11 protein-coding genes are annotated in these 12,978 nt (G+C 71.4%); 6 read left to right on the top strand and 5 right to left on the bottom strand.

The annotated features are described in order from the left end of the window. Positions 1 to 68 precede the first annotated feature (68 nt). Positions 69 to 2,315: an ATP-dependent RecD-like DNA helicase gene (locus tag GT354_RS21795; protein WP_237535321.1), complete on the bottom strand. Its 2,247-nt coding sequence runs from the start codon at positions 2,313 to 2,315 to the stop codon at positions 69 to 71. 159 nt (positions 2,316 to 2,474) lie between these two features. Between GT354_RS21795 and GT354_RS21800 the strand changes: the two genes are divergently transcribed. The 3 genes from GT354_RS21800 (at position 2,475) to GT354_RS21810 (ending at position 5,859) form a co-directional block, all read left to right on the top strand. Then, a complete protein-coding gene (locus tag GT354_RS21800; protein WP_161358048.1) occupies positions 2,475 to 2,903 on the top strand; it encodes an SRPBCC family protein in 429 nt (142 codons plus the stop codon). A 254-nt stretch (positions 2,904 to 3,157) separates the two neighbouring features. Further along, positions 3,158 to 4,504, top strand: coding sequence for a pitrilysin family protein (locus tag GT354_RS21805; protein WP_346012115.1), 1,347 nt, complete (start codon positions 3,158 to 3,160; stop codon positions 4,502 to 4,504). After that, complete coding sequence (locus GT354_RS21810) at positions 4,501 to 5,859, top strand: pitrilysin family protein (RefSeq protein WP_161358049.1); 1,359 nt, start codon at positions 4,501 to 4,503, stop codon at positions 5,857 to 5,859. Before GT354_RS21805 ends, GT354_RS21810 begins: the two co-directional genes overlap by 4 nt. Positions 5,860 to 6,055: 196 nt before the next feature. Here GT354_RS21810 and GT354_RS21815 read toward each other — a convergent pair whose 3' ends face one another. Together GT354_RS21815 and GT354_RS21820 are read right to left on the bottom strand one after the other, a co-directional pair. After that, positions 6,056 to 6,730 (bottom strand): hypothetical protein, encoded by a 675-nt coding sequence (locus GT354_RS21815; RefSeq protein WP_161358050.1) that lies wholly within the window; start codon positions 6,728 to 6,730, stop codon positions 6,056 to 6,058. Positions 6,731 to 6,807: 77 nt separating this feature from the next. Next, the gene (locus tag GT354_RS21820; protein ID WP_161358051.1) at positions 6,808 to 7,239 is read right to left on the bottom strand and encodes an ankyrin repeat domain-containing protein; all 432 of its coding nucleotides are present in this window, start codon (positions 7,237 to 7,239) and stop codon (positions 6,808 to 6,810) included. A 248-nt stretch (positions 7,240 to 7,487) separates the two neighbouring features. Between GT354_RS21820 and GT354_RS21825 the strand changes: the two genes are divergently transcribed. The 3 genes from GT354_RS21825 to GT354_RS21835 all read left to right on the top strand — a co-directional run bounded on the left by GT354_RS21825 (position 7,488) and on the right by GT354_RS21835 (position 10,245). Further along, positions 7,488 to 8,393 carry an arylamine N-acetyltransferase gene (locus GT354_RS21825; RefSeq protein ID WP_161358052.1) on the top strand — a complete coding sequence of 302 codons (906 nt, stop codon included), beginning with the start codon at positions 7,488 to 7,490 and terminating at the stop codon, positions 8,391 to 8,393. Positions 8,394 to 8,395: 2 nt separating this feature from the next. After that, the gene (locus GT354_RS21830; RefSeq protein ID WP_161358053.1) at positions 8,396 to 9,067 is read left to right on the top strand and encodes an O-methyltransferase; all 672 of its coding nucleotides are present in this window, start codon (positions 8,396 to 8,398) and stop codon (positions 9,065 to 9,067) included. Between the two features lie 449 nt (positions 9,068 to 9,516). After that, a complete protein-coding gene (locus tag GT354_RS21835; RefSeq protein ID WP_237535322.1) occupies positions 9,517 to 10,245 on the top strand; it encodes a class I SAM-dependent methyltransferase in 729 nt (242 codons plus the stop codon). 103 nt (positions 10,246 to 10,348) lie between these two features. Here the strand turns inward: GT354_RS21835 and GT354_RS21840 are convergent, their stop codons facing one another. Further along, on the bottom strand, positions 10,349 to 11,617 hold the full coding sequence (locus GT354_RS21840) for a phytanoyl-CoA dioxygenase family protein (RefSeq protein ID WP_161358055.1): 1,269 nt from the start codon (positions 11,615 to 11,617) through the stop codon (positions 10,349 to 10,351). Positions 11,618 to 11,725: 108 nt separating this feature from the next. Next, on the bottom strand, positions 11,726 to 12,978 hold a 1,253-nt coding region (locus tag GT354_RS21845; protein WP_202512147.1), incomplete at its 5' end, for a hypothetical protein.

A 12,978-nucleotide genomic window follows, 5' to 3' on the forward strand; every position in this document is an offset into this window, starting at 1 on the left:
TCTTTTTTCGGTCTCCGAGTCGGTACGGATGGGCCGGTCGCCGGTCCGGCCCCCGGTCCGCCCCCGGCTCAGCGCCCCAGCCGGTGCGCGAGGCCCGTGTAGCGTTTGCCCGCCGACACCGTACGGACCGCCTGCGCGAGGGCGCGGCGCGAACCGACCAGGACGACCAGCTTCTTCGCCCGCGTGACCGCCGTGTACAGCAGGTTGCGCTGGAGCATCATCCACGCGCTCGTGGTGACCGGGACGACCACCGCCGGGTATTCGCTGCCCTGCGAGCGGTGGATCGTGACGGCGTACGCGTGTTGCAACTCGTCGAGTTCGGCGAAGTCGTAGTCGATCTCCTCGTCCTCCTCGGTGCGCACGACGAGCTTTTGCTCCTCCGAGGACAGCGCGACGACCACGCCGCCGGTGCCGTTGAAGACGCCGTTCGCGCCCTTGTCGTAGTTGTTGCGGATCTGGGTGACCTTGTCGCCGATCCGGAAGGTGCGCCCGCCGAAGCGCTTCTCCGGCAGACCCTCGCGCGCGGGCGTCAGGGACTGCTGGAGCAGCAGGTTGAGCGCGCCGGCGCCGGCGGGGCCGCGGTGCATCGGGGCCAGTACCTGGATGTCGCGGCGCGCGTCGAGGCCGAACCTGGCCGGGATGCGGCGCGCGACCACGTCCACCGTGAGCGTCGCGGCGTCCTCGGCCTCGTCGACGGGGAAGAGGAAGAAGTCGGTGAGCCCGTCGGTGACCGGCGGGCGCCCGGCGTTGATCCGGTGCGCGTTGACGATCACGCCCGACTCCTTCGCCTGCCGAAAGATTTGGGTGAGCCGCACCCGCGGCAGCCGCTCGGCGGCCAACAGGTCGCGCAGCACCTCGCCCGCGCCGACGCTGGGCAACTGGTCCACGTCGCCGACGAACAGCACGTGCGCGCCCGGCGGCACGGCCTTGACGAGCTTGTTGGCGAGCAGCAGGTCGAGCATCGACGCCTCGTCCACGACCACCAGGTCGGCGTCGAGCGGCTTGTCCTGGTCGTACGCCGCGTCGCCGCCGGGCCGCAGTTGCAGCAGCCGGTGCACGGTGGCCGCCTCGCAACCGGTCAGCTCGGCCAGCCGTTTGGCCGCGCGGCCGGTCGGCGCGGCCAGGACGACGGTCGCGCCGCGGGCCCGGGCCAGTTCCACCACCGAGCGCACCGTGAAGCTCTTGCCGCAGCCCGGGCCGCCGGTGAGCACCGCGACCTTGGCGGTCAGCGCGAGCCGTACCGCCTGTTCCTGTTCGGGTGCCAACGCCGTGCCGGTACGGCCCTTCAGCCACGCGAGGGCGCGCTCCCAGTCCACGTCGGCGAACATCGCGAGGCGGTCCTCCCGGGCGCCCAGGAGGGTACGCAGCCGGCTCGCGAGGGAGATCTCTGCGCGGTGGAAGGGGACGAGGTAAACGGCCTGTTCGGGGTCGCCCTGGGTGCCGGACGCGGTGACCGGGCTCGGCATCTCCTCGCAGATCACGCCCTCCTCGGCCATCAGTTCGTTGAGACAACGCACGACGAGTTCGGAGGGCACGTCGAGGATCTCGACCGCCTCGGCGACGAGGACGTCGGCCGGCAGGTAGCAGTGCCCGTCGTCGGCGCCCTCGGACAACGTGTACTGCAGGCCCGCCTTGATCCGCTGCGGCGCGTCGTGCGGTATGCCGACGGCCTTGGCGATCGCGTCGGCGGTCTTGAAACCGATGCCCCACACGTCCGCGGCCAGCCGATAGGGCTCGGTGCGCACGACGGTGATCGACGCGTCGCCGTACTCCTTGAAGATCCGCACGGCCGGCGACGTGGAGATGCCGATGCCCTGGAGGAAGACCATCACCTCCTTGATCGCCTTCTGCTCCTCCCACGCGGCGGCGATCAGTTTGGTCCGCTTGGGGCCCAGGCCCGGGACCTGGATCAGCTGAGTCGCGTCCTCGTCGATGACGTCGAGCGAGCGCACCCCGAAATGTTCGACGATGCGGTCTGCGGTCTTGGGGCCGATGCCCTTGATCAGGCCGGAACCGAGGTAGCGTCGAATGCCCTGCACGGTCGCGGGCAGCACGGTGGTGAAGGATTCGACCTGGAACTGCTTGCCGAACTGGGCGTGGCTGCCCCAGCGACCGCGCATGCGGATCGACTCGCCGGGCTGGGCGCCGAGCAACGCGCCCACCACGGTGAGCAGTTCGGTGTCGGAACGGCCGGTGGCGACGCGGGCGACGGTCCAGCCGTTCTCGTCGTTTTGGTAGGTGATCCGCTCCAGGACCGCTTCCAGCTCGACCCCGCGCTCGGTGCCCGCCGGCATTCCCGGCAGCGTGCCTGTCATAGGGCCCGAGGGTAGCCAACGGCGGCGACAGACCAACTAGAACATGTTCTCGTTTCGTACCACGACACCATTGACTGAGTCACCTATCGGCGGTACGTTCCGGGAACCCCATGCTCCGAGCCGCAGCTCCACGCAGCTCAAAACCGTTAGGACACACACATGCCCGTCATCAACGAGCAGGTCGAGGTCGCCGCGAGCCCCGAGGCCGTGTGGGCCAAGCTGACCGACTACAGCGTCTTCGGCGAGTGGATGGTTCCGCACGTCGAGTTCCCCGAGGGTGCTCCGGCGAAGCTCGAAGCCGGCGTGGCGTACCCGGAGAAGATGAAGCTCATGGGCTTCCCCGCCGACATCAAGTGGACGGTCACCGAGGTCGAGGACGGCAAGTCGTTCTCGCTCGACGGCAAGGGCCCGATGGGCGTCAACATGACCGAGATCTTCATCGTCGAGCCGGCCGGCACCGGCTCGATCCTGCGCATCGAGTCCGAGGTCAAGGGCGGCGCGGTGCAGATGATGGCCGGCAAGGTCACCAAGGCCACCCAGGACGCGCTGATCGAGTCGCTCGCGAAGTTCGCGGAGCTCGTCAAGTAGTCGTCACGCGGCCATGCGGCCACGTAGCCACGTAGCCACGCCTTCACGGTCGCGCCTTCGCGCCTTCGCGCGTTCGCGTAGCCGTGTAGCAACGTGGTCACGGAACTTCTCGAACGACCATCCCGGCGGTGACCACACCCGTGCGGATGGTCGTTTGCGTCGGCGATCCCCCGCGCGCCGTCCCGTGCGGTACCTCCACCTGGGAGACTGGCGTTTCGCCGTCGAGCGCCCCGACCCCCTTGGAGGGATCTGACGTGCCGTCAACTTCGACCCACTTCCCGTGGGCCCTGCACCAGACGCGCCTCGACAACGGTCTGCGGGTGGTGGTCTGTCCGGACGCGACCGTGCCGCTGGCCGCGGTCAACCTCTGGTACGACGTCGGCTCACGCCACGAGGCCGAGGGCAAACACGGGTTCGCGCACCTCTTCGAGCACCTGATGTTCGAGGGATCCGCACACGTCGACAAGGGTGGCCACTTCGCGGCGATCGAGGGCTGCGGCGGCGACAACATCAACGCGTCGACGAACCCGGACCGCACCAACTACTACCAGACGGTGCCCTCCGGACAGCTCGCCCTCGCGCTGTGGCTCGAAGCCGACCGGATGGGCTCGCTCGCGCTGACCCAGGAGACCCTGGACAACCAGCGCGAGGTGGTCAAGAACGAGCGCCGCGAACGCTACGACAACGTGCCCTACGGGACGTGGATGGAGGAGATGGTGGCCCTCGCCTACCCGGCGGGCCACCCCTACGCGACCTCCACGATCGGCTCGATGGCCGAGCTGGACGGCGCGCGGCTGAGCGACTTCGTCGACTTCCACGCGACCTACTACGCGCCCGACAACGCGGTACTGACCGTGGTCGGCGACGTCGACCCCGACGAGGTGGTCGCGCTCGCGCGGCGCTACTTCGGTGGGATCGCCGCGCGCGGCGCGTTCCCGCAGCCGGACCCCGCGCCGCTGCCACGCCGGTTCGGCACCGGGCGACACCTGCGCCTGTACCGCGACGTGCCCACGCCACGCCTGTTCCTGGCACACCGCTCGCCGCGCTTCGGCAGCGCGGACGCGCCGGCGGTCAACGTGCTCACGGCGATCGTCGGTCGCGGGCGCGGCAGCCGGTTGTACCGCGAATTGGTAACCGCGAAGAACCTGGCCCAGGCCGCCGGTTCGTACCTGTCGGCGTGGGGCTTCATGCACTTCGACTCGGTGGTGATGGGTTCGTGCGCGCCGAGCGAGGGCGTCGAGCCCGACGACCTCCTGGCCGCCTACGTCGCGGTCTGCGACGACGTGGTGCGCGACGGGGTGACCGAGGAGGAAGTGGAGCGCGTGCGCGCGATGTTGGCCGGCGACTGGCTGCGCGAGCTGGCCACGGCGGGCTCGCGGGCCGACGCGATCGGCCGGTTCGCGACACTGCACGGCGACGCGGACGCGATTCGCGCCCACCTGGACGACTTGCTCGCGGTGACCGCCGACGACGTACAGCGGGTCGCGGCGGACGTCCTGCACGCGGACAACCGGATCGTGTTGTCCTTCCTGCCGGAGGCGGATGCCGCAGACGTCGCGGACGCCGCCGACGGGATCACCGAGCCGGAGGCCGCCGCATGAGCGAGCACACGTTGGTAGCCGAACGCCCCGAGGGCACCGACCCGCGCCCGTACCGCTTTCCCGACGTCCGGCGGGTCCGGGTCGCCGGCGGCGAGGTGGTCGCCGCGCACCTGCCCGGGGCCGGCCTCGCGTGGGCCAAACTCGTCCTGGAGAGCGGCGCGTTGCACGAGCCGGTCGGCCTCGACGGGCTGGCCCGGATCACCTGCTCGCTGCTCGACGAGGGCACACTCGACCGCGACGCGGACGCGTTCGGCCTCGCCGTCGAGGGCCTGGGCGCGCAGTGGCGGCTCGCGTGCGGGTGGGAGACCCAGGAGGTGGGCCTCGACCTGCCGGCCGACCGGCTCGCCACCGGGGTCGAGATGCTCGCGGAGGCGGTCCGTCGGCCCGCGTTCACCGACACCGACGTCGAGCGCTTTTTGGCCGACCACGAGCGGTCGCTGAAGACGTCCTGGGCGCAGCCCGGTACCCGGGCCCAACTGGCCTACCGGCAGACCCTGTTCGGCCCGGACACGCGCCTGGGCGGGCTGCTCGGCGGTACGCCCGAGACCGCGACGCGCCTGGACGCCGCCGCGATTCGGGCCTTTCACGCGCGGCGGATGGTCGCGCCGGGCACGCTCGCGGTGGTCGCCGACCTGGACACGGTCGATCTCGACGCGTTGGGCCGGATCGCGTTCGCGGGCGCGGACGCGGCGGGTTCGGTCGAGCGGGCTCCGCTGATGCCGTTCGACGCGGTGTGCTCCAGCGCTCGTGCGATCGTGGTGGACCGGCCGGGCGCGGTGCAGTCGGTGTTGCGGATCGGGCATACCGCGCCGCCGCGTTCGACGCCGGACCTGATCGCGATCGAGTTGTTCGCGGAGGTGTTGGGCGGGAGCTTCATGTCCCGGCTCAACCACCTGCTGCGCGAGGTCAAGGGCTACACGTACGGCGCGCACGCGTCGTTCGGCCACGGCCGCCGATCGGGCGTCTTCACGGTGTCGGCGTCGGTGCACACCGAGGTGACCGCGGCCGCGGTCACCGACGCGATCGGCGAGGTGCGGCGGATGCGGGCGGAGGGCGTCACCGCGTCGGAGTTGGCGGCGACCCGGGCGCATTCGCTCGGCAGCATGCCCATCCAGTTGCAGACGCCGGGCGGCATCGGCAGCCGGCTCGTCGAGGCGATCGTGCACGGGCTCGCCGACGACCACGTCACGGGCGAGTACGCCCAGGTGCTCGGGACCGACCTCGCGGCCGTCAACCGCGCGGCGGCCACCCACCTGCGCCCCGACGACCTCGCGGTGGTGGTCGAGGGCGACGCGGCGCGCATCGTGCCCGACCTGACTGCGGCGGGGTTCGAGGTGGAGATCTCGCGGGTGTGACGCGGAGGTCTTGCGGGTGTGACGCGGAGCCTCGCGGACGCGGGGGCCTCGCGTGGGTGCGGCCCGGAGGTCTCGCACGTGTGACGCGCGAGGCGCCGTGCGCGCGCCCCGGGGCCTCGCGCGCGCCTCGGAGCCTTGTGCGTGTGCCTCGGGGCCTCGTGCGTGTGCCTCGGGGCCTCGCGGGTGTGACGCGGTGTCAGTCCTCCGCGTCCGACAGGAACACCTGCCGGTAGCCGCTCCACACCGCCGGCCCCAGGTCGTGGGGCACGTGCGGGGGGAGCGGCCACATCGGGCCGCTCACCTCGCACAACAGGATGTGCAGTCCCTCGCCGGCCGCGAACCAGCGCAGTCCCAGCGCGCCCGGCGTGCGCAGCAGATCGGCGACGGCCTCCTCGTGCAGCCACCGCTCCATCGCCCGGCCCGAGCCGTGCGCGGTCAAATGCAGCACCTTGTCGCCGGCCGGGAAGAGCCGGCCGGCCGACACATTGGGCCAGCGGCGGATCTCGTGGCAGTCCAGACGGGCGGAGACGACCGCGCCGACCGGTACCGCAGGCAGCGGCGTCGGCAAGCCACCGTGCCCAGCGCCGAGTTCGCCGCTGAGCACGCGGGTGTGCTTGAGGTCGTACACCGTCAAGAAGCGCGACGCCTGACGGCCCGTCTCGACGTCACCGCCGACGAAGGACCCGCACAACTCGAATCGTCGCGCGCGGCGCACGCCCGGGACCCGCAGGAACTCGTCGTGGTGTCGGTCGCACCACGGCGTGAACGCGCCGTCCAGGGCCTCCGGAACGTCGGAGCGCAGATGCAACAGTCCCGCGCCGGTGGGGAACCCGTCGGGTTCGAACCGCGACATCGCGGTGTGGTCGACCATGATGTGCGCCTCCCCCTGTGCCCTCGCGTACGGCTGTCCCAGGCGCGGGCGGGACCTCACGGAGGGTTGCTCGGATGTTACCCATCGGTTGTCGAAAGCATGTCCTCTTTGCCGAACATCCGGGCCGCCTCGCGCGCGCTGGGCGTGCCCGCGTCGGGATCGGCACCCGCCCGCATCAGCGCCGTGACGACGTCGCGCTCGTTCTTGAACACGGCGCCCGCGAGCGGGGTTTGGCCGCGGTCGTTGGCGCGGTCCGGGTCGGCGCCGCGGTCGAGCAGCGCCCGGACGGCCGCGGGATGCCCGTGGTAGGCGGCGAGCATGAGCAGCGTGTCGCCCCGGTCGTTGGCGAGGTCGACCGGGAGCCCGGCGTCGACGTACGTGCCGAGCATGTCGGCATCGCCGGTACGCGCCGCCTCGAACAGGCGGCCGGCCAATTCCTGGATCTCCCGCTCGTCCTGCGCGGACGGCGTGTGTGGCTGTTGCTCGTCGTTCGGCTGCTGCTCGCCCATACCCGACCTCCGCGAACCCGATGACCTGTGAACCCTCGGACCGGTGCACCTCGGGACCTGTGAACCCGGGACCCGTGCACCTTTTGGACCTGTGACCGTGCGACGGGAGCCGGTGGACCGGTTCGATCCGGACGCCCCCGGATCAGAACCTATCGGGTGGCGCGCCGCTCACCCCGTCCCGGCCGGAGACGCACACGTGTGAGAATCGGGGCAGTTGCGACCCGGATCTGATCCGAAGGAGACGGCCCTTGCACCACCTTGACCTCGACGCCTACTTCGCGCGCATCGGCTGGTCGGGCGAGCGAGCGCCGACCCGGGCGACGCTGCGCTCGCTGCATCTGGCCCACGTGATGGGCATCCCCTTCGAGAACGTCGAGGTTCTGCTCGGCGGCGTCCCCTCCCTGGAGCCCGCCGACGTGGAGGCCAAGCTCGTTCGACACGGGCGCGGCGGCTACTGCTTCGAGCACAACCTGCTGTTCGCCGGCGTGTTGGAGCGGCTGGGCTTCGGCGTGACGCGCCTGGCCGCGCGGGTGCGGATGGGCACGGACCGGATCCGCCCGGTGACGCACATGTTGCTCACGGTCGACGTTCCCGGCGAGGAACATCCGTACGTGGCCGACGTCGGCTTCGGCAGCGGCGGTCTGCTCGAACCACTGCCCCTGTTGCCGGGCGTCTCCAGCCCGCAAGGCGCGTGGCGCTACCGGCTGGTGCGCGAGGGCGAACTGTGGCTGCTGGAGACCGTGCGCGGCGACGACGGCTGGTTCACGGTGTACGCGTTCACCACCGAGCGGCGCGAATCCGTCGACTTCGAGGTCGCCAACTGGTACATCGCGACACACCCGCGCTCGCCCTTCCGCGGCACCCTGCGGGTCCAGCGCAGCGGCCCGCACGGGCGCGCGTTCCTGGAACACCGGCGGCTGACCGTCGTGGCGAGCGACGGGTCGCAGGAGATCCGGGACCTCAAGGACGACCAGGAGGTATTGCGCGTCCTGGTGCGCGACTTCGGTCTGCTGTTGCCGTGGGACACCCGCTTCCCGGAGCCGCCGACGCGGGCCGAGCCGCCCACCACCGACGAACCGCCGGCCCCGTTCGCGGTCTCCGACCCGATCGAAAAGGGGCCGAAGAGCCGAAGGACCGAAGGGCTGAAGGGCTGACCATGGCTTTCGCCAAGCAGGTACAAGTCACCGAAGAGATCTACGACTACGTCCTCGACCACTCGCTCGCGCCCGACGCGGTCCAGCGCGCACTGGTCGACAAGACCCGCGCCCTGGGCCGCTCCGCCGGCATGCAGGTACCGGCCGAACAGGGCGCACTGCTGACCCTCCTGGCCGGTGTGGTCCGCCCGAAGGTCGCCGTGGAAGTCGGCACGTTCACGGGCTACTCGGCGCTGTGCATCGCCAAGGGCCTGGCCGACGGAGGCCGCTTGCTGTGCTGCGACGTCTCCGAGGAATGGACCGCGCTCGCGCTCGACGCGTGGCGCGAGGCCGGCGTCGCGGACCGGATCGACCTGCGGATCGCCCCGGCGCTGGAGACCCTGGACGCGCTCCCGTCGCACCCGCACATCGACCTGGCCTTCATCGACGCCGACAAGGCGGGCTACATCTCGTACTGGGAGGCCCTGGTCCCGCGGATGCGCCCACACGGCCTGCTGATCGCCGACAACGTCCTGTACGGCGGCGAGGCCGTGGACCCCGCCCCCGGCTCCACGGCCGAGGCCGTCCACGCCTTCAACGAACACGTCAAGGCCGACCCGAGGGTCGAGCCGGTCCTCCTCCCGGTCGCCGACGGCATCACCCTGGCCAGGGTCAAGGCCCTGAACGAGCTGTAGCCGGCCCACCCTTCCGGAACCCGCCACCGAAACGCCCTACGGATCCCGGTTCGGGGCGGGGACCCGCAGATCGCGGAACGACATGCGGACACGACCCCCGAGCGTCCTCGGAATCGCGATCCGACACGCGGCGCCCCGGAACCGCCGTCGCCATCCTCGCGGTGCCGGTCGGGGCCGCGAAATCCCATATACCTGGGGTGTTTCCGAGAACAACGGCGCGTCGACCGGGCCCGACCCCGGACAAGGAAGCCCTCGGCGTCCCGGTCGTCCACCTCGAACCCTCCGTTGCCTCCCGTCGGTCCGTTCGGGGAATGGAGGCCGATCGCAGGAACCCGACCAACCCCGTCCGACGCGGGAAGCGGCCGGGGCGGGTGGGAAAGACGAGTGTCGATGGTGCGGATCGTGTCAGGATGGTTTGTATGTCTGGGCGGGCGCTGAGCTTTGGGGTGATGGCGGAAGCGTATGAGCGGTTTCGGCCCGGGTATCCCGTGGAGCTTTTCGACCTGGTGACGGCCTACGCGGGTATGCCCGTTCCGGCCGCCCTGGAGATCGGCGCCGGGACGGGCAAGGCGACTCGCCTGTTTGCTCGGCGAGGGGTCGCGGTTACCGCGACCGAGCCGGACCGGGCCATGCTCGCCGAGTTGCGCAAGCACGTGCCGGCAAGGGTGCGGACGGTGCGGGCCGCGTTCGAGGACTTGCGGACGGGGGAGAGGTACGGGCTGGTCTACGCGGCGGCGGCGCTGCACTGGACGGACCCGGAGGGCCGGTGGGCCCGGATCGCCGCGCTGCTGGAGCCGGCCGGCGTGTTCGCCTCGTTCGGTGGGCCGATCCGACCGGCCGACCCGGCTGTGGAGGAGGCCGTCCGCGCGGCCCGAGCGCCGTTCCTGGAGAGCGACGAGGTTCCGTCCCCGGACGGGACATCTCCGGGAGATGCCATGCAGTGGCCGGGCACGGAACTCCGACAGTCCGAGTGGTTCACCGATGTCCGACAGGCCGTCATCGCACGGCGCTTGACGTCGAGCGCCCGCGACTATGTCGGTCACCTCTCGACCGTCTCGGCCTACCTCGTATTGCCGGCCCGGGAGCGAGAGCAGGTATTCGCGCGGATCGCGCAGGCCCTGCCCGAGACGGTCGAGGTCGTCGCCGACCTCACCGTCCACCTCGCCCGTCGGCGCTGAGGGGGTACCCCGGTGTCGCCATCGCGGCGCACGCCCCGATCGCGCACGTACCCGCACCCGCCGTCCGAGAGCTACCACTACCGTCTCCGGCGCCGAGTTCGGCCTATCGGCTCGACATGGCCAGTAGGTTGCGGGTGCCTCTGCCGCAGCCCGGGATGGTTTGGTCGTAGGTTTCGTATTCGTTGGTGACGTCGAAGATGCGCGGGTTGTCGAACTGGACGTACAGGGTTCGGCGGAAGGGAGCGCCCGTGGTGGCCGGGCCCGCGTGCAGGCCGCAGCCCATGTGTACGGTGACGTCGCCCGGTTGGGTGGTGATGCCCACGACCGGCAGGGCGTCCCACTCCTGCCGGGTGAAGCGGTCGTGGGCGACCGTGCCCCACGAGCCGGCGAGCGCGTACAGCTGGGCGCTCTCCTGGGTGACCGCGTCCAGGCGGATGCCCACGTGCACGCGCGGGCAGGTGATCGGGCAGCCGCCCAACGCGCAGTCCTTGTGCCACGGCAGGTTCGGGATCGAGACCGGGCCCGACGTGGTGCGGCGCTCGTTGAGGACCGCGATCTGGCCCGAGTCCCGGTCGGTCACCGCGACCACGTCCTGTCCCGCGAGGCCGCACAGCATGCGTACGGTCGGGTCGTCGGCCAGCGCCGCGATCCGCGGCGAGCGCATGCCCAGGTAGGTCAGGCGGTACGGGGATCGGCGGCCGTCGTCGTCCTCGGCCCACAGCGAGCCGCGTTCGCCGTCGCGGGAGAGGCCGCGGATCCGGTCCACCTCGCCCGCCAACTCCTCGACCCGGTCGGGCGCGAAGACCCGGCGCACCACGAGGTAGCCGGTGGAGCGCAGGAAGTGGGCCATCTCGTCGGGCTCGTCGGCGTTGGTGAACTCACGGTGCAGGTCCAGCGGGCGATCCGCGAGGTCGCGCAGGTCCAGGGTCTGGGGGCGGTAGATCGGCGTGCCCGAGTACATACATCGGATCGCCGGTTCCCACGCGTCCCAGTCGGCGAACTCGCCGCGCAGGAACCGCACCGAGTTGGATTCGAGCAGACCGTGGCTGGTCCGCAGTTCGTACAGGTAGTCCTGCCACGCCCCCGATTCGAGTTCGACGACCAACTCCGCGTCGGCGCTGACCCCCGGCACGATCCGGACCTCGCCGCGGTCCTCGACATAGCTGTACGCCGAGCCGTCCGGCATGCACAGCGCGAACGGCGCCTTGCCCGCGACGTCCCACGCCACCCGCTCGCCCAGGCCGCCTTCCAGACGTCGCGGCAGTTCGGCCCGATGGAACGAGTGGAAGCACACCGCCGGCCAACCCAACACGCTGTACGTGCCCCGGTCGGCGTCACGACCAAGCCCCGGCGCTGTGCCCGAAATCCCCATTGCCATCCTCCCCGTCGGCACCCGGCCGACCGGCAAGGTGACCCCAACGTTAGGGAAACAGCGTCAGAACAGCGTCAGAGCAGCGCGAAAGCGTGAGGTGACAGCCAGTCAGCTACCCACCGGCGCGCCGACGTCGCGGGGATCGGCGAGCCATCGCACGGCGTCCCCGAGCGTACGCGCCGCGTGTCCGGGCAGGCCCAGATCCACACATCGCGCGTGCGCCGCGGCGAAGTGCTCGCGCGCCGCGCCCGCTTCGCCCGCGACCGCGGCGAGGCCGCCGAGCACACGGTGTACCGGGCCCAGCGACGAGCCGGTCCAGTCCAGGTGGTCGGCGTAGGGCGTGAGCGCCTCGCGCACGATCGCGCCGCGCTCGACGTCGCCCAGACCGATCGCGACCTCCCCCAGACGCAACAGCGACCCGGTCCAGAGCAGGTCCACCGGAATCGCGCCGAGCCCCGGCACACACAGCGCCTCGAACTGCGCGCGCGCCGAAGCCGGATCGTTCGCCGCCGTCGCCCAACACGCCTGCACGCGCCACCACGACACCTCCGGCGACCACGTCGCGGCCACCCTGGCCCGCCGGGCGATCGTGCCGTGTCGGCCCTCCTCCCAGCGCACCGCGAGGATCTGCGACAGGTTGAACGAACGCACCGCCTCGCGTGGCAATCCGGTCCGGCGCGCCAACCGCAACGCGTCCGCCAGCACGTCGTTCGCGCGCTCGGTCCGACCGCGCAACAACTCCAGGCCGGTGCGGTAGATCAGCACCTCCCACGTGAACCACGGATGCCGCAACCGCCGCGCGACGCGCTGCGCCTGTGCGTACTCGCGCTCGGCCGCGGGAATCGACCCGCGCACCACGAGGTCGTACGCCTGGTTCAAGTGGCTGCGAAACAGCGACTCCTGATCGCCGGTCAGTCCGGACAACACGGTCAATTCGCTGCTCATCCGCAGCCGCTCGTCGACCAGGTCGGGACCCGAGGCCGCCAGATGATGCGCCTCCAGGCCCTGCGCGAGCGCGTCGTGCGAGCCCGACTCGCGGGCCGCGTCGAGGGCCTCGTAGAGCATGCTCAGCCGCGCCTCGCGGTCGCGGCCGAAGGTCAGCGCGACCGCGAGCGCGGCGAGCAGCAACGCGCGCAGCGCGACATCGGCGGGCATCGCGGACACCACCGGCAGAGCCGCGAGCGCCTCGCGCAACAGCGCGACCAACTCCAGGTCCACACCCACCTGATACACCTGCCCCAGGCGCACCATCGCCAGCGCCACCCGGCCCAGCCGGCGCGCGTCCATCAGCGCGCGGGCCTCCTCCGCCGCACGCCGCAGCACCTCGCGACAGCGCCGATCGCCGCACCGGTCCAGCGCCG

Origin of the sequence: Streptomyces sp. SID3343 (genome assembly GCF_009865215.1) — a bacterium.
Taxonomy (GTDB): Bacteria; Actinomycetota; Actinomycetes; order Streptomycetales; family Streptomycetaceae; genus Embleya.